General features: G+C 47.6%; 16 protein-coding genes. 14 read left to right on the top strand and 2 right to left on the bottom strand.

The window, feature by feature from the left end; translation table 11 throughout:
- Positions 1–68 precede the first annotated feature (68 nt).
- The 5 genes from OB236_RS19640 (at position 69) to OB236_RS19660 (ending at position 7,627) form a co-directional block, all read left to right on the top strand.
- Complete coding sequence (locus OB236_RS19640) at positions 69–1,037, top strand: carbohydrate ABC transporter permease (RefSeq protein ID WP_262685521.1); 969 nt, start codon at positions 69–71, stop codon at positions 1,035–1,037.
- Positions 1,034–2,788: an ABC transporter ATP-binding protein gene (locus tag OB236_RS19645; protein WP_262685522.1), complete on the top strand. Its 1,755-nt coding sequence runs from the start codon at positions 1,034–1,036 to the stop codon at positions 2,786–2,788. Before OB236_RS19640 ends, OB236_RS19645 begins: the two co-directional genes overlap by 4 nt.
- Entirely contained in the window at positions 2,772–4,595 is a 1,824-nt protein-coding gene (locus tag OB236_RS19650; protein ID WP_262685523.1) for an ABC transporter ATP-binding protein, read from the top strand. The genes OB236_RS19645 and OB236_RS19650 overlap by 17 nt, the downstream gene beginning before the upstream one ends.
- A gap of 282 nt (positions 4,596–4,877) precedes the next feature.
- Positions 4,878–6,227 (top strand): ABC transporter substrate-binding protein, encoded by a 1,350-nt coding sequence (locus OB236_RS19655; RefSeq protein WP_262685524.1) that lies wholly within the window; start codon positions 4,878–4,880, stop codon positions 6,225–6,227.
- Between the two features lie 80 nt (positions 6,228–6,307).
- Positions 6,308–7,627, top strand: a complete 1,320-nt coding sequence (locus OB236_RS19660; protein ID WP_262685525.1) for an LLM class flavin-dependent oxidoreductase — start codon at positions 6,308–6,310, stop codon at positions 7,625–7,627.
- 93 nt (positions 7,628–7,720) lie between these two features.
- Here the strand turns inward: OB236_RS19660 and OB236_RS19665 are convergent, their stop codons facing one another.
- Positions 7,721–8,854 (bottom strand): NAD(P)-binding domain-containing protein, encoded by a 1,134-nt coding sequence (locus OB236_RS19665; protein ID WP_262685526.1) that lies wholly within the window; start codon positions 8,852–8,854, stop codon positions 7,721–7,723.
- Between the two features lie 99 nt (positions 8,855–8,953).
- Positions 8,954–9,691 carry an oxygen-insensitive NADPH nitroreductase gene (gene nfsA, locus OB236_RS19670; RefSeq protein ID WP_262685527.1) on the bottom strand — a complete coding sequence of 246 codons (738 nt, stop codon included), beginning with the start codon at positions 9,689–9,691 and terminating at the stop codon, positions 8,954–8,956.
- Positions 9,692–10,045: 354 nt separating this feature from the next.
- Here nfsA and OB236_RS19675 point away from each other — a divergent pair, with 354 nt between their 5' ends.
- The 9 genes from OB236_RS19675 to OB236_RS19715 all read left to right on the top strand — a co-directional run bounded on the left by OB236_RS19675 (position 10,046) and on the right by OB236_RS19715 (position 25,022).
- Positions 10,046–11,182 carry an ROK family protein gene (locus OB236_RS19675; RefSeq protein WP_262685528.1) on the top strand — a complete coding sequence of 379 codons (1,137 nt, stop codon included), beginning with the start codon at positions 10,046–10,048 and terminating at the stop codon, positions 11,180–11,182.
- An 86-nt stretch (positions 11,183–11,268) separates the two neighbouring features.
- Complete coding sequence (locus tag OB236_RS19680; RefSeq protein WP_262685529.1) at positions 11,269–12,261, top strand: aldose 1-epimerase family protein; 993 nt, start codon at positions 11,269–11,271, stop codon at positions 12,259–12,261.
- Positions 12,262–12,338: 77 nt separating this feature from the next.
- Positions 12,339–14,366 (top strand): hypothetical protein, encoded by a 2,028-nt coding sequence (locus tag OB236_RS19685; RefSeq protein WP_262685530.1) that lies wholly within the window; start codon positions 12,339–12,341, stop codon positions 14,364–14,366.
- Positions 14,367–14,447: 81 nt separating this feature from the next.
- The gene (locus OB236_RS19690) at positions 14,448–15,254 is read left to right on the top strand and encodes an HAD family hydrolase (protein ID WP_262685531.1); all 807 of its coding nucleotides are present in this window, start codon (positions 14,448–14,450) and stop codon (positions 15,252–15,254) included.
- A gap of 102 nt (positions 15,255–15,356) precedes the next feature.
- Complete coding sequence (locus OB236_RS19695; RefSeq protein ID WP_262685532.1) at positions 15,357–18,698, top strand: alpha-mannosidase; 3,342 nt, start codon at positions 15,357–15,359, stop codon at positions 18,696–18,698.
- A complete protein-coding gene (locus OB236_RS19700; RefSeq protein WP_262685533.1) occupies positions 18,688–19,755 on the top strand; it encodes a bifunctional heptose 7-phosphate kinase/heptose 1-phosphate adenyltransferase in 1,068 nt (355 codons plus the stop codon). The genes OB236_RS19695 and OB236_RS19700 overlap by 11 nt, the downstream gene beginning before the upstream one ends.
- A gap of 128 nt (positions 19,756–19,883) precedes the next feature.
- On the top strand, positions 19,884–22,220 hold the full coding sequence (locus OB236_RS19705; protein WP_262685534.1) for a helix-turn-helix domain-containing protein: 2,337 nt from the start codon (positions 19,884–19,886) through the stop codon (positions 22,218–22,220).
- A gap of 159 nt (positions 22,221–22,379) precedes the next feature.
- Positions 22,380–23,978 carry an extracellular solute-binding protein gene (locus tag OB236_RS19710; RefSeq protein WP_262685535.1) on the top strand — a complete coding sequence of 533 codons (1,599 nt, stop codon included), beginning with the start codon at positions 22,380–22,382 and terminating at the stop codon, positions 23,976–23,978.
- 78 nt (positions 23,979–24,056) lie between these two features.
- Positions 24,057–25,022: an ABC transporter permease gene (locus OB236_RS19715; RefSeq protein WP_076233669.1), complete on the top strand. Its 966-nt coding sequence runs from the start codon at positions 24,057–24,059 to the stop codon at positions 25,020–25,022.
- The last annotated feature ends 3 nt before the right edge of the window (positions 25,023–25,025 follow it).

A 25,025-nucleotide genomic window follows, 5' to 3' on the forward strand; every position in this document is an offset into this window, starting at 1 on the left:
AAGCTTAGGAAATGCTTACGAAGTCAGTTTTTGCATACGCAAAAACTCTTAGGAAAGAGGGGACCACCATGGAACGCGTGCTCCAATTATTCAAAAAACGTCAATTGGCCGATGTATCCATCAGGGACCGATTGATCTCCACGAAATATTTTTTTATCGGCAAGGAGGCGGATAAAGGGTTTCTATTCCGCTTGTTTCTGTATCTGATCTTGATCGATACCGCTTTTATTTATTTGAAGCCGATTTTGTATATGATGATTACGATGCTCAAGGATGCTAATAATATGCTGGATTCGTCCGTGATCTGGGTACCCCGGTCGCTGTATACCGGACATCTTCAGGCGGCATTCGAGATGCTCAAATTTAAAACGGCGTTTTTTTACAGCCTGACGATTTCGTTGTCCGTTTCCATTTTGCAAATTATATCCTGCTCGATCGCGGGTTATGCGTTTGCCAGGCTGGAATTCCCATTAAAAAAGCTGTTATTTGCCGCCTTGATATTTACGTTTATTATGCCGCCGCAACTGACGATATTGCCGTCGATTCTGATGTTCAAGGAAATTGGCTGGGCGAATACGTACTTACCGATGATTGTACCGGCTATATTCGGACATGGACTAAAGGGGGCATTGTTCGTCATCATTTTCCGACAATTTTTCTCAACACTGCCCAAGGAGCTTGAAGAGGCAGCAAGAATAGACGGTGCCAATGCCTTCCGGTTTTTCTTTAAGGTCATGCTGCCGATTTCCAAGTCTGCGATCATCGTCGTTTTTTTATTTTCGTTTGTATGGAATTGGAATGATTTCTACCTACCGTCGATGTATATGTCCGGTTCCAAGGAAGTCCCGCTGTCGATCAGCTTGGCCAAGCTGGCTGCATCCTTGTCGGCCGATGAGGCGCAGGGAGGAACCAGTATTTTCTCGGAGCCGATCAAAATGGCCGCGTCCTTTCTCATTATTGTACCCGTGTTGATCGTATATGGAATTGCGCAGCGGTGGTTTGTTGAAGGAATTGAGCGCACGGGGCTGGTCGAGTGAAGGCGACACGTTTATTGACGGATTATGTGCTGTCCAAATGGCCGATTTATATCGTGGCTGCCCTATCTATTTCTTGTGGAAATATTATTCAATCGTATTATCCGAAGCTGCTGGGCTTGTTTACCGATCAGCTGCAGCAGGGGGAACTGACCAAAACGTTAATTATCGATTACAGCCTGGAACTGCTCGGTATTGGCGTTTCCTTCGGGCTGTTGACGGCGGTCGGGCAGTATTTGATCATGAGGATGGGCCGGCGGTTTGAGTACGTTGCCAGAAAACGATTATTCGATCATTTCACGACGCTAAGCGCTGAATTTTATTCGAAGCATGGGGTAGGCAAGCTGCTCAGCTATGTGATGAATGATGTGACCGCGATCCGCGAATCGATTTCAATGGGATTTAATCACATTATCAACTCGACGATTTTGATCCTGTCGGTTGTTGTCACGATGCTATTCAGCTCCATCCCGTTTTATTTGATCATCTGCTGTGTATTCCCGCTGCTGTTCATTCCGTATCTCGTTGTCCGCTTTCGTCCGGTTATCAAGAAGCGTTCCTTGCTCGTACAGGAGTCTTTGGGCAAAATGACGGAGTCTGCGGAGGAGCAATTCGGCGGTATTCGCGTGGCGAAGACATTTGCCGTTGAGCCGATCATGATCGCACGGTTCGGGGAGACTGTAGACCGCATCCGGGATCATCAGCTGCGTCTGGTTCGTTTATCCTCGTTGTTTGAAGCGATGATTCCGTTTTTGGGTGCGTTTTCGCTCATTGTTACGATAGCATTCGGGGGATATTTAACGATTCATCAGCAAATTTCTTTGGGGAATTTCGTAGCGCTGACGTTATATATCCGCATGATGGTCAATCCGCTTCAACAAATTGGTCGTGTTATTAACACGATGCAGCGCTCAAGAGCATCGCTTGAGCGTATTAACCATTTACTGGATATGAAGTCGGATATCGTGGAAATCGAGCAGGCCGTTTCGTCCGATTTTAACTCTTCGGGGATTCAGGTAAGAGGGCTATCCTTTGCTTATCCGGGAGAAGAGGATGAAGTGCTGCATAATATCAGCTTCAGTCTGCAGGCAGGTAAATCATTGGGCATTGTCGGCAAAACAGGCAGCGGCAAATCTACCTTGGTTAAGCTATTGCTCCGTATTTATGATCCTCCGGCAGGCACGGTGTGGATAGGGGATACGGATATTCGCGAGCTTACGCTGGAAAGTCTGAGAACCCAAATTGCCTATGTGCCTCAGGAGGGATTTTTATTCAGCACGACGATTCGCGACAATATCGCATTTTTTCGGAGAAGCTCATCCTTGGATCTGGTCGAAAAAGCTGCCAGGCAGGCGCAAATATCATCCAGCATCGCTTTATTCCCCGATAAGTTCGAGACCAAGCTGGGAGAGCGGGGAGTTACGCTATCAGGCGGACAACGGCAGCGCACCAGTCTGGCCCGGGGCCTGATCAAGGAATCGCCAATTATGATTCTGGACGACAGCGTCAGTGCTGTGGACTCCGTAACCGAAAAAAGCATCATTGATACGATGCGCAGGGTACGCGCCCAGAAGACGACGATCTGGATTGCCCATCGTATTAGCGCCATCAAGCATGTAGACGAAATTATCGTGTTGGATCAGGGTCGTATTGTTGAGCGCGGCTCCCACAGAGAGCTGGTACAGCAAAAGGGCTTGTACGCCAAGCTGCTTGCCATACAAGAGGAGGGAAGCAGCATTGCCGAACCTACGTAAGGAAAAGCCTAACAGTAAACAGGAGACCACGCCGCCGCAAGCGAATCAAGCCTATAAGTCCGCATTTCGTGAGCTATCGGTATATGCCAGGCCGCACAGGCTTACTTTTATCATCGTATTTTTCTGTACCGTGCTGTCGATAGCCGCAGATCTGCTACAGCCCTATCTGGTCAAGATCGCTATTGATGATAACTTAATGGTAGGCAAAAATGATTACAGGACCCTCCTGATCATATGCGCGGTCTATCTGGGATTATCGGTCAGCAGCTTGTTTTTTACTTACTTGCAAAATAATTTGCTGCAGCTGGCGGGCCAAAGCATCGTTGCTCGCATCCGTAAGGATTTGTTTCGCCATATTTTCAAATTGTCGATGTCCTACTATGACCGTACCTCCAGCGGCAGCTTAATTACGCATGTGTCCAGCGATACGGAAACGCTCAATCAGTTTTTTACACAGGTGCTGTTAAGTCTGGTTCGTGATGGGATGACGCTGATTTTTATTATTGTGATTATGTTTCAATTGGATGTTCAGTTGACCTGGTACTGCATGGTGATGATGCCGATTATTGTACTGATTGCCTCGGGATTTCGTTCCTATATGCGCAAAACCTACCAGATCTCCAGAGCGCAGCTGTCTCAGCTGGTATCGTATGTAGCGGAAAATTTGTCCGGTATGCATCTGATTCAAGCCTTTCATCAGGAGAAGGAGCAGCAATCGCGGTTTTTGGATCACAATGTCAGTTATTACAAGGCAAATTTGCGTGAGATCAGAACGAATGTGATGTTTAACCGCTCCTTTGATATATTGGGCAATTTGTCGGTTGCTTTTGTGACATGGCTTGGAGGTATTGCCGTATTTGATAAGGCGATTGAATTTGGGGTATTGTACGCCTTCATTACGTACATCAGGCAGTTTTTCCAGCCGATCAATACGATTACCCAGCAATGGAATACGCTTCAATCGACCACGGTTTCGTTGAACCGGATCTGGAATGTATTTTCGATTAAGCCGGAAATTACGGATGCAGTGGAAACGCGGTCTCTGGATTTGGCTGCCATCAGCGGGAAAATCGATTTTGATAACGTAAGCTTTGCTTATCAGGAGGAAACGAAGGTCATTCATGATCTCGATCTGCACATTGCACCGGGTGAAATGATCGGGGTCGTAGGCTCCACAGGTGCCGGGAAAAGCTCGCTGATCAGTTTGCTTTGCCGATTTTATGATGTGCAGCAGGGCAGTATTCGGATTGATGATGTAGATATTCGGGAGATCCCACAAGCCCAGCTGCACCGATTGGTTGGACTTGTGCAGCAGGAGCCGTATTTATACTCGGGCAGCATTATGGATAATGTCAGATTGTTTGATGAGACGATTTTACAGGAACAGGTCATTCAGGCCTGTAAGCTGGTTGGGGCTGATTCGCTCATTACTCGTTTGAAGGATGGCTATGATACGCGTGTATCGGAGCGTGGAAGCGGATTGTCTGCTGGAGAGCGGCAGCTGATTTCCTTTGCCAGAATTATCGTATTTCAACCCAAAATATTGATTCTGGACGAGGCTACCGCTAATCTGGACTCCCATACGGAGCAAATGATTCAGGGTGCGTTAAGTGTTGTTGCCCAGGGGAGAACGTCGATCGTAATCGCCCACCGACTGTCCACGGTTATGCAAGCCGATCGCATTATCGTTATGAGCCAGGGAGGTATTGTGGAAGAGGGAAACCATGGGGAGCTGCTGGAGCTGCATGGCTACTATGAACAGCTTTATCTGCATTCCCAAGGGACGATTACGCAAGAAACGGGGTAAGGCAAGCGGGACAACCGGACTCTTTTATGTTATACGGCATGTGAAAATAGCTTGAAAATAGGATTGACACCGTTCTAGTTTGGTGTTATATTTCATTTCATAGTAAGTCTATAGGAATAATACAAATCTACCGGAACACCGGAGACAACCAACAATTGTTGTGGGGTCTCCGGTGTTTTTGTATGGAGAATAAAGTACCCAGAGAGGAGTGGGGAGTTCGGAGAGTGGCATGCAGGTTGATCACACAGCTATAACTAAACATAATCAAGGGGTGCAGACCAAATGAAGTTCAAACATTCAATAACCGTAGCTCTTATTTTTATTCTAATTATACTTTCAGCCTGCTCGAAAGAGGCTCCAACCGCAGCAGCGACGGACCCTGCCAAGCCTGGAGCCTCATCGGCACCAAAGGATGCAGCAGCCAGCACCGAGCCTATCACCTTGAAATTTTACAACAGCAGCGGTACGTTTACGAATACCGAATTTAAAACATTTATTGCCGATCCTGTTAATAAAAAGTTTCCGAATATCAAGGTGGAACGGATCGAGCCGCCTACAGGCACAACACCGGAGGATTTCTTTTCCTCCGGGCAAATACCCGATATCATTTATTCCAGCTCCAGCTCACACCGTAAAGTTATTAGCTTGGGCGTACTGCTGGATTTGAACGAGTATGTAAAAAAGTATAATTTTGATCTTACCCGAATTAAGCCGGAGATGTTGAGCTATGCCAAGGAATTATCCAATAAAGGTGAGCTGCTGGAGCTTCCGTTTAACTCCAATCAACATATTCTTTACTACAATAAAGATATTTTTGATAAGTTCGGCGTTCCTTACCCGTCCGATACCCAGATGACCTGGGAGCAGGCGTTGGAGCTGGGACGTCAGCTGACTCGTACGGAGAATGGTGTGAACTATATCGGTATTGATGCCGAAGGCCCAATCGGGATTGCCAAAAATCTGGCACTGCCTGTTATCGATCCGAAGACAGGTAAATCGTTATTAAGCACACCGGATTGGGTTCGTGTATTCAACATTGCCAAGCAAAATTATGAAATTCCCGGTTATATCGGCAAAGCTGATAAATACGTGTACGGACGCGATGAGTTTATGAAGGACCGCAATCTGGCGATGAGGCCTACATGGCTGGCCAATATGGTAGGGCCGCTTGAAGAGCTTCGCCAACAGGGACTTGAAGTGAATTGGGATATCGCACCTGTGCCTACATTCAGCGATCAGCTGGGCAAGTCGCGTGAGGCGCAAAACCATACACTGTCCGTATTTACCAAGAGCACACATAAGGACGAGGCGTTCCAGGCGATCGCACATATTTTGTCCGATGACACGCAAAGGATCTTGTCTCGTAACGGCAGAGTACCTGCGATCATTAACCCGGAATTGGAAAAAGAATACGGAGCCGACCTTCCGGTGCTCAAAGGCAAAAAGGTGCAAAATGTATTTGCTGTCAAGCCAATTCAGGAGCATACCTCGCACCAGTTTGAGCTTGATATTAATAAATTTGTAACGGAAGCGGCGGCAGGTATTGCCAAGGGTACCGACGTCAATACAGCCATCCGTAAAGCATCGGAGAGCATTGATAAAGAAGTCGAGCGATTGCAAAAAAATCAATAGTTCTGCTGGAGGGAGTACAGTGCCATGATGGCTTGAGCTGTGCTCTCTCGAATTCATCTTAAAAAACGAGGTGTTTATTCATGAGTGAGACAGATCGGAAGCTGCATATTAACTTATTTCTTTTTATGGCAGGACACCATGAGGCAGCCTGGAGACATCCGCTTGCCCAGCCGGAGCGCACACTGGATGTGAACTTTTACAAGCACTTGGCCCAAACGGCCGAGCGCGGTCTGCTGGATTCCCTATTTATTTCCGATAATTATTCGGGAACCTGGAGACGCTTTGAGCCGTTCACTTTGCTCTCAGGCTTGGCTACGGTAACCAAGCATATCGGCCTGATTGCAACGGTCAACACGACCTACAATGAGCCCTTCCATGTAGCACGTAAATTCGTATCCCTGGATCATCTGAGCGGTGGAAGAGCTGCCTGGAATATTGTAACCGGCGGTGGCTCGGATGCACATAACTTCGGACTGGACGAACACCCTGAGCATGCCAAGCGCTATGAAAATGCAGAGGAGTTCGTGGAGGTTGTCAAGCAGCTATGGGATAGCTGGGAGGATGATGCTCTCGTATATGACAAACAGGCGGGTATCCAGATCGATAGCAGTAAAGTCCATGAAATCGACTTTAAAGGAAGCAGCTATTCGGTCAAGGGGCCGCTCAATATTCCACGTGGACCACAGGGGCATCCTGTACTGGTGCAGGCTGGCTCCTCAGACAGCGGCAAAGAGCTTGCAGCCAAAACGGCGGAAGTGATCTTCACGGCACAGCAATCGTTAGCAGGTGCACAGGATTTCTATCGCGATGTCAAATCAAGATTAGCCAAATATGGACGTACCCCGGAGCAGCTGCAAATTTTGCCGGGACTTAGCCCGATTCTTGCCGATACGGTTGCAGAAGCGAAGGATATTGAAAATGAGCTGTTTGAGCTGACCGATTGGAAGGGAGCGATTCAGCGGCTTTCCGAAAGGCTCGGAATCGACTTCAGCGGATATTCGCCCGACAGCCGGATTCCTTCTCTAGAAGGTGCACGCAGTGTTGAAACGATTCAAGGCATGAAAAGTCGGCACCAGCTGCTGATCGACCAGATCCATACAGAACAACCTACGTTTCGTGAGCTTATTACGCATCTGGCTGGTGCCCGGGGACATCTTACCTTTACTGGAACGCCTCTTCAGCTTGCGGATGTGATCGAGCATTGGTTTAAAGAGCGGGGCGCAGATGGCTTTAACCTGATGCCGCCGATATTCCCGAGCGGACTTGAGATATTTGTCGATAAGGTGATCCCGGAGCTGCAAAATCGTGGATTGTTCCGCACAGCTTATGAAGGCACAACCCTTCGTGAGAACCTGGGACTGGCCCGTCCTGTTAATCTGCGTCATGCAGTTACGAACTAGGCATTCTACTACAGCTGGGAAGCATATCGTACATCGTACAAATAAAAAGACCCCACCAAAACCACGATTTCGTGGAATTGGTGGGGTCTTTGTTTACACGACAGTCTGTACTCGACTAATCTCTGGAATAATCGATTTGCAGGCCTTGTTTAACCCGGCGATAAATCGGAATGCGGGGCCATGTGTGTGGGAGGAGAGTGGGCCTGCAAAATAAAGTCCTGGAAGGCTGCTTTGGAAATGGGCGTCTAGCAGAGGGTATTGATCATATCCAGCTTCTTCACGCTTAATTTGCTGCAGCAAATGCTGATCGATGAATGGGACACGGTCCAATTGAATTTGGAATCCGGTAGCGGCCAGCACATGATCGACGATACGATGCTCACCATTGGTTAGCTTAAAAAACAGCTTGCCGTCAGCGGTCGTAACTGCCTGCTCAACTGATACATGAGCCGTCTCTCGTATTTTGCCCTCGACATAAGGACGCAGGAAATTGGCAATGCTGCCGGCTGGTTTTGCCCATCGTGCTTGCTTTTGCTCCAGCGGCAAATCGTAAAAGGTATTGGCCAGCTCAATTAATTCGATACCAGTAGCAGCTTTGACACTATAGTTCGGAGTTTCACGCCGATAAAGCAATTCGCATTCGCTGTCCGCGAGATGCAGCAGGGCTGCTGCTTCCCACGCGCTTTGTCCGCTTCCGATTACAGCAACCTTTTTCCCAGTAAATGAGCTGAAGCTGCTGTAGCCAAATGTATGGGATACGAGGTCAGAGGAAATACCTGCGAATACCTCCGGAATATAAGCGTAGTGCTGCAGACCTGTTGCCACGATAACGTTATGAGCAGAGTATATTTGACCGGATTCGGTGATGACCGAATATCCGTCTTTAATGGCTTCAATCCGCTGCAGATGAGATACATACTCAGGCGTAAATACGACATTCGTTTTATCAGCAAACCACATGGCATAATGAACAAAAACAGGGCGGGGCAGCGGAGTCGTAATCTCGACCCCAGTTTCTTCTGAAAAACGGTCCAGCGTATACAAGTTCTGTGGATCGGAAAGTCCTATGGAAATCGGATTGGTACGGATAAACATCTCCTGCGGCATTTGGTTTTGCCAAAAATGCATGGGATATCCCAGCAATTTGTAAGTCAAACCGTGAGCGGAAGCATGAGCTGCCAAGGAAATCCCATAGGGACCCGCACCAATAATAATCAAATCAAGCATGGAGGCCCTCCTTAAAGTTTTGCGAATGCAAAACTGACATCGTAAGCATTAACTAAGTTTTGCGAATGCAAAACTGGCATCGTAAGCATTAACTGAGTTTTAATTTAGTTCAAATCCCTGATCGTGGAGGAATTCCGTGACATCATCGCGTTTTCGGGATTTCAGACGTTTAGCCATTTCCTTGGACCAGTTCGTGTCTCGATTGCCACCTACGCGAGTTGCCATAAAAGCCTGCAATGACTGATTATAATGTTCAATGCCTTCGTCGTAATGGTCGGTGGAGTAATGCTCCCGATGAAGGATCGTTTCTACAGGTAGACGGGGACGGGAGGTCGGCTCTTGATCCGGGTAACCGACACACATGCCAAAAACCGGATAAACCAGCTTAGGCAATCGTAAAAGCTCGGACACCTTGCGAATATTGTCGCGAATCCCTCCGATATAGACGGCCCCGAGTCCAAGTGATTCGGCTGCCAGTGTAGCATTTTGGGCTGCCAGTGCGGCATCAACCGTTGCGATAATAAAAATTTCAGTTGTGGTCGGTATTTGAATGTCTTCTACTGATGCGGTGGCATATTGAAGGCGGTACAAATCGGCGCACCAGACCAGGAATACAGGACATTCCTCAATATACGACTGATTGGCAGCCAATTTAGCAAGCTCACTCTTGATTTCGGGGTTCGTTACAGCAATGACACTATACGCCTGCATGTTGCTGGAGGTGGGAGCACTTTGTGCGGACTGGATAATGGCTTGGAGCTGTTCATCGGTCAATAAATCTGGTTTATACTTACGGATGGAGCGGTGCTGCTGTAATTGGCTTATTGTGGTATTCATCGCGGTTTCCCCTTTTCAACTTGAAGAAGTATGACTGCTGGACAACAAAAAAACCGAAGACTTCAGCCATTAGGCCAGTCTCCGGTGATCCGGTAGCAAATATAAACATATTATTCACAGTGTAATACTCGAAATTAAATATAGCATCGTTTTTTGGTGATGTCAACGTTCTTCGAGATGGATAGCTTAAGGTGACTTTCACTGCTGCATGCGGTATGATGCTTATAATTGGGGATTTACAAAATGCGGGTACCACATGTATAATGTGAATTAACTAAATCATTAAGAAAATTAAAGGAATGAGCGAGTATCTCTAACAAAATGATTTATTTACAGCAGGTTAAACAAAAAAATATGTCAGAGATCCTTGAACGGATTTGGGAATATCGTCAAATTTCGCGTGTGGAATTGGTCGAGCTAACGGGGCTGACTTCAGGTACAATCACCAATCTTACACATGATCTGATACAATTGGGCATTTTGCGGGAAAATGAAGCCATTTCGGGGAATGTCGGGCGCAGACGGGTTATGCTCGGTTTTGACCCGCGCTTTTACCGCATTATCGGGTTGGATATCGGACGCACCAGCTTTGAAATCATAGTGATGGATCTGAATGGAACCATCCTACAATCTATTGAACGAGAGATGAATGGCGTTCAAGGGCCGGAAGCCTATTTTCAGGTCATCACGCCGACTCTAACGACAGTAAAGCAGGAGATTGAAGCTGCTGGCGAAAAAATCCTTGGATTGGGAGTAGGTATTCCGGGCCCGATCCACTATGAGAGTGGGTCGCTCCTTGCACCTCCCAACTTTCCCGGCTGGAAAGGCTATCCGCTGAAGCAGATGCTGGAGCAGCAATTTGACCTTGTCACACTGATTGAGGATGATGCCAGAACCTCGGCAATGGCTGAACGCTGGTATGGTCTTGGAAAAAGTGTGCAAAATCTCGTTTCCATTACAATGGGAACCGGGATTGGTGGCGGTGTTGTTACCAATGGTAAAATCGTTCGCGGAACGAATGGACTATGCGGTCAGGTCGGCCATATGACGATTGTGCTGGATGGTAAAATGTGTGATTGCGGCAACCGCGGTTGTTGGGAAACAGTCGGTTCCATCCCGGGCATTCTGAGCCGTTGGTCACAGGGCAGCACGCTTATGGAGCTGCAGACAGCGATACGGCAGGGGGAGCCTGAAGCCCTTCGGTGTATCGACGAGACGCTTGCTTATTTGGAGGCAGCCTTGGTCAATGTTCAGAATCTGTACGATCCCGAGCTCATTTTACTCGGAGGCAGATTGTTTCCGTTGCTGGCAGAGCATTTGGACCAATTGAAGCCGCGTTTGCAGTCGAGGCTGTATGCTTTTGCCAAAGACCGCTTGAGAATAGAGCCAGCTACCTTTGGGACGTCTCAAAGTGCGGTTGGTGCTGCTGCCTTAATGCTGGGCTTCCTGTTATCTGAGCCTGTTCGCTTGTTGTCGCTACAAGATAGCTAATCCCTGTCCGTTCTGGACAGGGGGCGGACCAAATTTTTTTTGAATAATTAACTTAATAATTAAGTAAATATAAAAAGAGGTGCAAAATGGCCGATTTACTGTATCGATCGCTGCGTAATGAAGGCTGTCGGATTGTTGATGACATTCAATACAAAGGCTACCGTTCACTGCTGCTGGAAAATGACAAGCTGCTTATACATTTGCTGTTGGATAAAGGAGCGGAGCCTATTCGTTGGCTGCATAAACCTACAGATACCGATTTCATCTGGATATCAGGGCAGGGCTTGGTTCGCGCTAACGCATTGTATTCGGATTATCAAAGCAGCTATATGGGCGGGTGGCAGGAAATGCTGCCGGAGGTGAGCTATACCTCGCAATATCGGGGAGCAACCGTGCACCGTGGAGAGTCGGCCGTGACGCCATGGGACTACCGCATAATAAAGGACGAACCTGACGAAATTCAGGTTGTGCTGACCAACTCTATTCGTTCTCTGCCTTTACGTGTGGAAAAGCGGATAACACTCACCACGGGAAGTGGGACGGTGAGAATCGAGGAGACACTGTACAACTTGTCACCAGCAACGTCGGTAGAGGCGAACTGGGGGCATCATTTGGCTTACGGCGCTCCGTTTGTTGGAAGGGAAGCGGTAATTTCCCTAGGAGAAGGCGCACAAATATGCGACCCGATCAGCGGTGAAAGCTGGGAATGGCCATATATGATAAAAGATGGTACTGCTGTAGATTTATCGATCATGCCTGCTCCAGGTACCGAAAGGGATCTGCTGTTCATTAAATTGGCAGCTTATCAATATCGTGTGACCCATCCACTAAAAGAGGTAGCGCTTGAGGTTCGCTGGGATGGCGAGGTATGGCCGTATTTGTGGTATTGGCAAAATTTCATGGCTGACCGCGATGCTCCCTTTTTTGGCCGGGATTATAATATAGGGCTGGAAATGTTCAATATTCCACCGAAATTGACATTGAGTGAAGCGGCTGAGCAAGGATACGCGCTGGAGATCCCTGCCGGGGGGAGCATTTCTTCCTGGTTGGAGATTGAGGCAATTTCTGTAACGAAGTGAGTTTTGCATGCGCAAAACTCTAAGGTCAATGCTTACGAAGTTAGTTTTGCTAACGCAAAACTCTAAGGAGGAACCAAGTGGCACATACACAACGATTATCTTTTGAAGGTATTAAGACAAATTCCGTCTATTCACGGACGAATCTGGTCACGATCACCAACATGGCCCGTCCCTATGAAGATCAAGCTGAAGCTTTAACGGCCACAGAGGCTCCTGAGTTTCAGCAGCTGATCGAGCATATTCTTGAAAAACGTCTGGCTGGCAAACCAGTGATCTGGTCGATGGGCGCGCATGTCATTAAAAACGGTTTGTCCCGATATATCATCGAATTGGTCAGGCACGGATTTGTGACGCATGTTTCCGGCAATGGGGCTACCAGCATTCATGATTTTGAGCTGGCCTTTCTAGGTGAAACCTCCGAGGATGTAGCCCGCTCCATTGAGGACGGCTCTTTTGGGATGTGGGAGGAAACCGGTCGCTATATGAATGAAGCGATCCAACAGGGAGCAGAGCAAGGCTTGGGCTACGGTGCCAGTCTATACAAGTATTTGTCAGCGAATCCTGATAAGTTCCCGTATTACGATGACTGCGTGTTCGTGCAGTGCCAGAAGTATGGCGTCCCCTATACATGCCATATCTCCATTGGAACCGATATTATTCACCAGCATCCCATCGTAGATTTTGCGGCTTTGGGAAAGGCTTCCGGTGTGGATTTTGACCGCATGTGCAAGTCCGTTGCGGAGATGAGTGACGGAGGTGTATTTCTTAATTTTGGATCAGCTATATCAGGACCGGAAATTTTTCTTAAAGGATTATCGCTTGCCCGTAACCATGGTCTGCCCATGCACGATATGATCGCGGCCAACTTCGATATTGTACCCGTGTCCGCAGATGATAAGCCGGAACCCACTGACCCTGATTACCACTATCGTCCGCGCCGTGTGTTTATCGATAGGTTCAGTGAGCTTGGCGGGAAAGGTTATTTATTTCACGGGCTGCATCAGCAGACGATCCCGGCGTTGTTTCACAGTCTTTTGAGGAGAAAGCAGGAGCTTGGGATTGAATTCCCACCAACGGCCGACAAGAGTGAGGTCAATCAAGGCATCGAACCGGCATCAACCGATGGAAATAAAACCGTCCTTTATCCAATCGGTACAAGAGTCAGCAAGCTGCATGTGAAGAATTTGGTCGATCCATCAGCAAGCGCAGCTGGCGAAACGAGCTCGAAGCATGCTGCTTCGCAGCAACCGTGGCAATCTCCGCATTTAGACGAATTCATGCAGCGGCTGCTGCTAGCCAGAGCGCACAGCAACCGAATTCTCGTCTCCATTGGAGGCAATATGATAGGCAGCGGCGTTAACCGTTTGCTGATTGATCTGATCCGACGAGGTTTCATTAGCCATCTGGCTGTGAATGGAGCCTCCTGCTTTCAGGATGTAGAGCTTGCAATAAGCGGGCAGGCAGAAGAGCGGGAGGATGGTTATTTACGCGAAGGAAAGCTGGGCATGTGGCAGGAGGCAGGAGATTTGATCCATCAGGCACTTGAGGATGGCCATGTGTCCAAACGTGGTTATGGTGAAAGCTTGATCGATTATAGTCGTAAGCATTCGCACAAGCTGCCCTACCTTGAAGAGAGCTTGCTTGGGGCATGCGCCAAATACGATATTCCTTATACATGTCATATTACGATAGGTACCGATGATATCCAATTGCACCCGAAATCGAATTTAAGCATTCAGGCTGGTGCCAGCGGCTATGATTTTCAATCGTATTGTCACACAGTTGCGCATCTGGAGGGCGGGGTGTTCATGAACTTTGGCTCATCGGTTACGGGGCCTGAGGTATTTCTGAAGGCACTGTCGATCGCCAGAAATTTGCAATATCCTGTGAATCAGATTACGACCGCTAACTTTGATATTATCCGGCTTGGTGATTATTCGCTTAAAGTCGGTTATGCCGATTGGGAGTATTACTACCGTCCGCGCAAAAATATCGTACATCGTCCTACCAGTCTTGGGGGGAAAGGTTTTCATTTTGAAGGCTTGCATCAGGAGACCATTCCGGCAATCTGGAAAGCGATTGAAGCAGCTGAAACCAATAGTTGATCCTTTGAAAAATTAGCTACTCGATGTTTCATAGAAAGCAATATCATCCATCATCATCCAGATAAAAGGAGACGGGCTCGAATGACAAGTGAAAAGCAGGCAGTTCGGATTAAAGCGGTGCTGTTCGATTTTGACGGTACACTATCTACACTTAGGGCAGGTTGGGAGGAGGTCATGATTCCTCTTTTTACGGAAATGATTACAGGCGATCACCAACTGACAGCTGAGGAAGCAGAGAAGCTGAATGAGGAAATTATTGATTACATTGATCAATCCACAGGGATTCAAACTATTTTCCAGATGCGCTGGCTGGCCGAAAAGGTAAAGGAAAAGGGCTGGAATGCGGAAATACTCGGAGAATGGGAGTATAAAGCGGAATACAACAGGCGTCTGCTGCTCCAGGTGAATGAGCGGATCAGGGGCTTAGAAACGGGGCTGTATCAACCTTCGGATTTTTTGATAAAGGGTTCGGAACATATACTTGAGCTGCTGCAGCAGTGTGGAATCCCGATGTACATCGCGAGTGGGACCGACCATCCCGATGTCGTTCATGAGGCTGAGGTGCTCGGCGTCAGAACGTATTTCAAAGAAATTGCCGGCGCTCCGGTTGGACGTGCGGACTGCTCCAAGGAGAAGGTCATCAGGGATCTGCTGGGGCATGAGCAGTTCGATAGTGAAGGGCTTGCGGTCATTGGAGATGGCAAGGTAGAGATCAGGTTGGCTAAGGAAAATGGTGCGTTGGCGTTTGGGCTGGCTAGTGACGAAGACAAGCGTGAGGGACTGAATCCCATCAAGCTGGAAAGATTGCATGCTGCAGGAGCGGACTGGATAGCGGGGGATTTCACGGACATGACGAAATGGAAGCAATGGTTGGGATTGAATAGCTAAAAGGGTACATAGGTGCCGGACTGACGAAGCAAGTTTTCTTGCGAAACAAAGTAGAAGCTTACGAAGTAAGTTTTCTTACGAAAACTTTAAGGGGGATTATACATGTTTTTAACATTGGATAAATTAGGGAAGCGTATTGAGGAGTTGAAGGAGCACCGTTATATCGATCATCGTGAGCTGCCCTCCTACTTGTTTTGGATCGATAAGGAGGCAGAAATTGCCGTGAAGCCGCCTGAGGATGCAGCCTGGGACCGTATCGCTATCGGCGACAGATGGAAAGGCTGGGATTTGACCGCTTGGTTGAAAACCGAAGCAACCATCCCCGCGGAATGGACGGACAGACAAATTGTTGGCTTGTTCGATTTTGGCAAAACCGGATCCGGTCATAACTGGGGCTTCGAATCACTGCTCTATGTGAATGGAGAGCCTTATCAGGGTGTGGGCAGCAATCATACGGAGGTATGGTTCCCCGAATCGTATAGAGGGCAAAAGGTGGAGCTGTTATTTAAAGTGTGGAGCGGATTAAGCGGAGCCGATGGTACGAAAACCGTGCAGGAGCATCAGCTCCGGACGTCCGCATTTGCCGTGCTCGAAACGGAAACGGACGACTTGTATCATACCGCGTTTGCTGTGTATCATACGATTCAGGTATTGGAGGAGAACCGCTGGGAACGACAGGCGTTGGTGAAAGCGCTTGACCGTGCTTTTCTTCTGCTGAATTGGAGGGTTCCTGGAGATGAGGTATTCTACGCAAGCGTTAAGGAGGCTAATCAAAAGCTGAAGGATGAGCTGGCGAAGCTGCCCGCCTACCAGCCTCTAACCGTTCGCTGCATCGGTCATACACATATCGATGTGGCCTGGCTGTGGCGATTGAAGCATACGCGGGAGAAAGCAGTTCGTTCTTTCTCGACGGTGCTGCGTTTGATGGAGCAGTTCCCGGAATATGTGTTTTTACAAACGCAGCCGCAGCTGTATGAATACATCCAGCAGGATTACCCTGAGGTTTTTGCCAAAATTAAAGAGCGTGTTCAGGAAGGACGCTGGGAGGCTGGAGGCGCTATGTGGCTGGAGTCGGACTGCAACATCCCTTCCGGGGAGTCGCTTGTCCGCCAGCTTCTGTATGGCATACGCTACTTCGAGCACACCTTCGGTGTGAAATGCGAATATTTATGGCTGCCCGATGTGTTCGGGTACAGCTGGGCACTGCCGCAAATTTTACAAAAGAGCGGACTGCGCCATTTTATGACGTCCAAAATCAGCTGGAATGTATATAACCGCTTTCCGCACGATACCTTTTATTGGCGCGGAATTGATGGGACAGAGGTGCTGACGCATTATATTACGACGCCAGACCCTGATATTCCGGAGAGCACATTCACCCGCTTCTATACCTACAACGGTCAGGTGCTGCCTGCTACATTAAGCGGGATCTGGAACAATTACCGTGATAAGGAAGTCAACGATTCCGAGCTGCTATTATCCTACGGTTGGGGAGACGGTGGCGGTGGACCGACACGTACGATGCTGGAAATGCGCAGAAGACTGGAAAATATGCCGGGCTTGCCGAAGGCGACAACAGGTCGGGCCGACGAATTTTTCAACAAGCTGGAGCAAACGGTAGAGCAAACAGACCGCTACGTTCACCATTGGGACGGGGAGTTGTATTTGGAGCTGCATCGCGGTACCTACACCTCACAGGCCTATGTGAAAAAGATGAATCGCCACATGGAATTTTTGCTGCGTGATGCCGAGATTGTGTCGATCTTTAACAGTCCGCTCACCGGTTATTCCAGCTATCCGCAAAAGCAGCTGTATGACAGCTGGAAAATTGTGCTGCGCAACCAGTTCCATGATATTTTGCCGGGCTCTTCAATTACAGAGGTTTACGAGGATTGCCGTATTGAGTATGCGGAGTCGGAGCGGCTGGCACAGGGAGCACTTACGGATGGGTTGAGTCTGTTAACCTCATGTGTATCCTTGGAAGGCGAGGGCTGGATGATATTCAACTCCTTGCCATGGACGCGCAGTGAGCTGGTAGACTTATCCTGGAAGGAAGACTATGAAGGACAGCAGTGGGTGGATGCTGAAGGCCGTGTCCTTGCCGCTGAACGGATTCGTGGATTTGATGCTGATGGAGCAGGAGATCGGCTGCTGCTGCTGGTCAACGACATTCCGGCGATGGGCTACACGACGATTCGTATGGAGTCAAGTGAAGAACTAGATGCAGCAGCTTCGACAGATACAACCGGAACAATCGATCTGGCTGCGGCAAAGCTGCAGAAATTACCAGCTTCGATGACTTCAGAAGCACTAGAGGTTACTCAATCTTCACCGTTCTCCTTCACAGAGAATGGAGTGTCGACTCCATTTTATGATATGGAATGGAATGAGTTTGGCCAGCTTAGCCGTTTGTTCGATAAACGCTCGAAGCGAGAAGTGCTTGCCGCGGGAGAGACGGGCAACCGCTTTGATGTGCACGAGGATAAACCAGCGTATCATGACAATTGGGAAATCGATATTTTTTATGTGGAAAAGGTCCGTCATGTTACAGAATTGCAATCGGTTGTCTGGCTGGAGAAAGGTCCGCTGCGCGCCGTTGCCCAATTTGAATGGTCATATGGTAAGACGGTCATCCGTCAGGAGCTGATTGTGCATGCACATCATCCGCGGATTGATTTCTCCACATGGGTCGATTGGCACGAGCGTGAGACGCTGCTGAAGGTGGCTTTCCCGGTATGCGTTCGTGCAGCAGCTGCGACTTATGAAATTCAATTTGGACACGTACAACGTCCGACTCATTGGAATACCAGCTGGGATTATGCGCGGTTTGAGACGTGCGCACATAAATGGGTGGATCTTTCCGAACGTGGATTCGGCGTCAGTCTATTAAACGATTGCAAATACGGCCACGACATAAAGGATCATGTGATGAGGCTTACGTTGATTAAATCGTCCAATAAGCCAGATCCTGAATGCGATAAGGGTGAGCATACCTTCACGTACTCCTTGCTTCCACATGATGGCGATTGGTTCGCAGCGGGTACTGTAGAGCAGGCCTATCGGTTGAATGTGCCTGTCGTGGTTTCGGAAATAACAGCTCAGGCAAGCCGTCCACAATCGCAGTCTCTGCCTGCGCAGTTAAGCTTTATTGGAGTGAGCGGTGATCATGTTATGATTGATACCGTTAAGAAAGCCGAGGATTCAGACAGCTGGATCGTACGGTGCTATGAATACGCAGGTAAACGCGGTGAAGTCACCTTTACTACGCATTTCAAAGTCGACCAGGCCGAAGAGGTCAATCTGGTTGAACAAGAGGGTATTCCTGTTGAGCATGGCGAGCATGGGTTCGGAGCTTTCTTCAATCCATTTGAACTGAAAACGTTCCGCATCGTCCTGGCTGCCCAGTCGGAGGACCAGGAAGGGAGACAGTCTCATGCTCAGTGACGAATCGATGAACCTGGCTTCGATCCGGCAATTTGATGGATTGCCTCGGGAGCAGGTAACCGATATTTTGCAGCGCATATCCCGCTTAAAGGTGGGTGTGATCGGGGATGGCTGCCTCGATATGTATTGGCATGCCGATATGACGGCCAGTGAATTGTCCAGAGAGACGCCGCACTATAATGTACCGGTTGTTGGGGAGCGCTTCGCTCCCGGAGCGGCCGGCAATGCAGCAGTTAATTTCAAAGCGCTTGGCTGTGAAGAGGTCAGCTTCTGCTCGATTGCAGGCGACGACTGGCGCGGACATCTGCTGAAGGAAGCTTTACGCTCACGCGGTATCGATGATGCGTTTGTGCAGGTAGAAGCGGGGCGAGTCACTCCCGCCTACTGCAAGGTTATGCTGCACGGCTTGCAGGAGGTACGACAGGAGGCGCCGCGGATAGATTTTATCAATCAGGAAGGTTTGTCCGACGCTGCCGGGCACAGGGTTGTCCAGCAGTTGGACCGCATGGCGGAAAAAGTCGATGTTATCAGCGTAACCGACCAGCTGGAGTATGGTGTGGTCGGTTCTATCGTCCGCGAGCGGCTGAGTTACTGGGCAAGTCAGGGAAAAAAAATCGTTGTAGACAGCCGAGATCGGATCGGTACATTCAAGAATGTCGTGCTAAAGCCGAACGAGCTGGAGGCATTGCGCTGGTATAATGGAAGCTCGAAGCATCAACAAGCCACAGAAAGTGGTATATTGAAAGCAGGATTGCAGCTGAGTAAACAGGCCGGTGCTCCTTGCTGCATCACCTTGGGGGAAAAGGGAGCCGTATGGTTCGAAAATAATGAGATGATACTGGTGCCGACACGGCCAGTTCCGCCTCCTATTGATATCGTGGGCGCAGGCGATTCATTCACGGCCGCTTTTTTATCCGCTTGGGGGACCGGGTGCACAGGGCCAGAAGCAGCAGCATTCGCACATCTGGCGGCAGCGGTTACGGTGAGGAAATGTGGTGAGACCGGGACGGCATCTCCGCAAGAAATATTGGACCGCTGGGATCACAGCGAAGTTTAGAAGTACGGTGAATAACGAACGCAGAGGGACTTATTCACCGTACTTCTAAACAGGTAGCATAAATGGGATTCGGGCATAAGGAATCATACTCATGCCCGACCCATGTATTTAACAAGGGGGATACAGAGATGAAAGGTCATCCATTGAAGCAGCTATTCCCGGCGAACAAATTATTTGCCAAAATTTTGATGTACTTTCTTTCCTTATTGATTCCCATCATGATCATAGGTTTGATCGTGTATTTCAATGTTGATCAAGTTGTAAAAAAGGATGTTTCGCAGAAGCTGACGGATAATTTGAAGTTTTCTTCACAAACGGTTGATATTTATTTGCGCAGTGCGCAATTGACCAACAATAATTTATTTTCAAACCCGATTATCGAACAAAATTTAAAGCCTTATATGCAGATGAACAATGAAGAAAAATTGAGTATGCAATTAATTGTAAGAGCGATTGCGGGAAATCGGAATACGATCAGCTCTTTCATTGATCATATTTTTATGTACACGGACACGGTAAAGGTTTACACGAGCCAGGAGATGGCTGACTTTGATATGTTCTTCGACAAGTTTTACCGGATGGAAGGCTACGATAAAGAGTTTTGGAAGAAAAAGCTGCAAGCAAGCAGTTTTTTTGAGCTGCTGCCGCCAACGGATGTACATAACTACATCGATAACGATATTACCCGAAAGGTAATTCCAAGCGTATCAACCCAATATGTTAATGGCAGATTGGTCACGATGGTAACAAGCCTGTCACTGCAGGCGATTTCCGCTTCCCTTAAAAATAATGCGATGTATTCATCGACTACATATCTCATATTGGATAAAAAGCGTCAAGTGATTTTGAACGAAAGCGGCTACAGTGCTGAAATGATTGAACAAATCAGCAAGCATTTAGATAAAACGGATTCCACGGAGTTCATGGAGGTTGCTGACGAGCAAGCCTTGGTCGTCCATATGCCTTCAGAAGCTTTTGGCTGGGACTATTATTCCATTACGCCGGTTCAAGCCTTTGGCAAGGAGCCAGCGAGCATCCTGAGCCTCGTATTTTGGATATGCATCACCTTGATGATTATTGGCGTTTGCTTTTCCTTTATATTCAGTATGAATCTGTACAATCCCATCAAAAACATCCGCAATATTCTCGTTCAGAGTGAAAAGGAAATCGAATTTACGAATGAACTGAGAAGCAGCGATGAGTTAAGTGTCATTGGCAGCCGGATTGATCAGTTGATCCAGCAAAATCGGGACGCGGTGCAGAAGGTGAGTCAATATTCCAACGGGCTGCTGGATCATTTTTTTGCCAGTTTATTTCGCGGTCAGCCCTGGACGCAGCAGGAGACGCTGGATCAGGTTCTGGACGATATCGGTTTTCGTGGCGACAGCTATTTGTGCTGCTGCTTTATGTTTCATTACAAGGAACGGTTTTACCGGGACATTGAGGAAGCAGACCGATTGTTGATTCAGGAAAAAATGAAAAAGGTTTTATGGGGGATCATGCAGCAGCAGGTGAACTGCTATTTGATGGAGTATGAGCACAATTTTTATGTATGCATGGTCAATTTGAAGCAGGAAGCCGACAATGAGCGGCTGATGCTGGCGCTGGATTCCATCAAAAAAACCTTTGAGTACGATATGATTTACTGCGAGCTGATTATCGGACTGGGCAAGACGTATGACAAGGTAAGCGATATTACCAAATCCTACAGTGATGCCATTACAGCGATGGATCAGTGGAAGGATCATTCAGATATAGCCATTGCGGATGCAGTCGGACTGACTATCGAGCAAAGCTATTACTACTCATTTCTGGATGAGAAAAAAATCGTCAATGGCTTGAAGGCCGGTAATGTAGAGGTACTGGCAACCGAGGTGGAGGGTCTGATCCAAGCCAATAAAAGCCGCGGCGTATCCTATACGCATCTTGGAGCCCTGCTCGTTGAATTGTGGAATACAGGGATTCGCTATGCGAATGAGCGGCAGCTGGACATATACCTTCTCCTTACGGAAGAGGAGTATGCGGTGCTTGCCAATAAAAATATAACACCCAATGAGTTTACGGATCGCGTAGAGAGGCTGATTAACTTCTACGATCGGATCGTTGCTGAAACAGGGACCAAGGGAGAGCGTCGGACGGGTACAGTGATCTCTTTTATTACTGCCTATATCGAAAGCAACTATGCCAAGGATATTTATCTTGAAAACATTGCGAATGAAATCGGATTGTCGGCCAAGTATGTCTCCCGGATGTTTAAAGAAACGACGGGAACGAGTATTACGGATTATATCAGCTTGATCCGGATGGCCAAGGCCAAGGAGCTGCTGACGGAGACGGATTTGAAAGTGAATGAAATTGCAGATCGGATCGGGATGAACAGCAGAACGACCTTCCTCCGAATGTTTAAGAAGCATGAAGGCATCTCGCCTATCGACTACCGCCATATCAAAGCCAGAAAAGAGTGAAAATCGTCCTTTTGTAACAGGGTGGAATAACGTATCATCGCTGTCCGAAGTGGAATAACGTATCATCGTGCGTCGTATCGGATGTATTCAAGGTTGCAGAATACCGCTTACACTATGGGTGTGAAAGCAACATTACATGTTTCAAGGAGGAGAACGACGATGAACAAAAAGGGGTATCTGGCCGCAGGCTGCTCGGTCGCTTTATTAGGAACTATAGTAGCAGGCTGCAGCACAGCTGGAACAAAACCAGAGGCAGGAACGAAGGCAGCAGACGATGCGAAGAACGCAAAGCCGGTAACTGTAACATGGATGAGGTATGAGCATCCGAGCCAACCGCTGATTGCCAACTCGATGGTCGTACAGGAAAGTCTGAAAAGAAAGAACATCAAGCTTGAAATTCAAAGCACTCCGCAAAGCAATTACGATGATAAAAAGAAGACGTTGATTGCTACGAATACACTGCCTGATGTGCTGCTAGTCAAGCAGGATGATATTTCCAACTTTGCAGATACGGGTGTGTTTCTGGATCTGACTCCTTATTTGGATAAGATGCCGAACTTCAAAAAAGTAATCGCAGACAACCCGGAAATTAACAAAAATAAAATTGATGGCAAGTTGTACGGCTTTCCGCTTGCGCAAAAGTTAGGTGCTTCACAATCAGGTCAGGTACCTGTTATTCGGGTCGATCTATTGAAAAAGCTGAATATTCCAACCCCAACTACCTATGAAGAATTGTATCAGGCTTTTAAAAAGCTAAAAGAAGCTTATCCGGATACGTTCCCGTTCACGAGCCGCGCGGCAAATGGGTTAACGGGCACTGAAAACCTGATCAACCCGATCGCTTTTGGAATGGGCAGCGGTTATACGAATGTAAGTGGAGCCAAGATTTATTATGATCCGGCGTTGAAGCAATATAAATTTGGACCAGCAATGCCGCAATTTAAAGATGCTGTTACTTACTTGAACAAGCTGTATCGCGAGAAATTGCTCGATCCGGATTATACGACTTCAACCTCGCAAATTTGGCAGGAGAAGCTGAGCTCGGGCAAATCGTTGTATTATATGGATAATACTGGATTTGGCGTTAATTTCAATACGGCCCTGCAGAAGAAGGATCCCGATGCGCAATTTGATATGCTGCCGATTCTTGCCAGCGACAAGGGCGTAAAGCGTGGTTTGCTGTATCAGCTTGACCATTTGTCCGAATCCTACGCGATTAGCGCCAGCGTGAAAAATCCCGATAAAATCATCGAATATATCGATTGGATTTACTCCGAAGAAGGTACGAAATTATTTTCCTGGGGAATTGAAAATGAGCATTACACGATGGTTGACGGAAAACCGGTTAGAAAAGAAGAATTTGCTAACAAGTTCAAGGATAAAACCGATCCGTTTGCAGCTATCAAATCGGAGCTTGGAACCAGCTACCTAGGTTTTGCTCTATATGCTGATGATACTGTTGATATTCCAGGACAAGCGAAGCTCATGACGGAATGGACCAATAAAAACCTTGCCTACATCAAAGATGGCTCAGCGTTTAGAATGGCGTATGATCCTGCATTTACCAAAGAAGAGCGTGAGAAATTGAAGCAGTTGCGGACGCAGTTGGATGCTTACCTGACGCAAACGATGGATAAATTCATTATGACCGATGGTGCAATAGACAAGGAATGGGCTGCTTTTATTCAGCAATGTAAGGATAAAGGCTCGGAGGAAATTGAAAAAATCTATAATACGGCACTAGCCCGAGTTAAATAAAGGATGGAAGAGAGGGACCTGATCTTAGTCCATGGACGGGGACGGTCCCTTCATTTTCACCCAAAGGAGCGGATTATTATGTCGACCATCACTGGCAGTACGTCCTTGTCATCCAACCCTTCGGTTAACAAGAAAACCAAATGGCAGCAAGTAAGAAGAAAGCTGCGGAAAAGCCAATATTTGTATGCCATGTTCGTGCTTCCGTTTATTTATTTTCTTATTTTTCACTATGCTCCGATGATCGGCAATATTATGGCTTTTCAAGATTATTCGATCATAAAAGGCGTTTTTCACAGTCCGTGGGCGGGATTAAAATATTTCAAGCAATTTTTGTATGAGCCTTACTTCTGGAAGGTGCTTCGTAATACGTTAATGCTCAATTTCTATGCACTGATTTTTTATTTCCCGGCTCCAATTATTTTTGCGATTTTGCTAAATGAGCTGCGAAGCAGTCTGTTCAAGCGATTTATTCAAACGGTGACCTATGTTCCGCATTTCTTGTCGACCGTCGTTATTGCCGGGATGATCGTTAATTTTGTCTCGATTTCCGGTTTGTTCAATCAATTGATCGTTCATTTCGGTGGAGAAGCACAAACGTTTCTGGCCTTGCCGGAGTGGTTCCGTACCATCTATATCAGCTCCGAGATCTGGCAGGGTATGGGCTGGAATTCGATTATTTATTTGGCCGCCTTGGCCTCGATTGACCCTGGATTGTATGAAGCGGCAACTATTGATGGTGCCAACAGATGGCACAAGATTCGCCATATCACACTACCTGGTTTGGCTACAGTGGCGACTATATTATTACTGTTAACGATTGGACATATGCTATCTGTAGGCTTCGAAAAAATTATTTTGCTGTACAGCGGCCCGACCTATGAAACCGCAGATGTGCTGCAAACTTATGTGTACCGGCGCGGACTTATTGACGCTGATTTCAGCTTTGCTGCGGCCGTGGGCATATTTCAATCCGTCATCTCGCTTGTATTGATTGTCGTGGCCAATCAGGCTGCCAAAAAGATACAGGGTGCCAGTTTATTTTAATTT

The organism is Paenibacillus baimaensis (assembly GCF_025567575.1).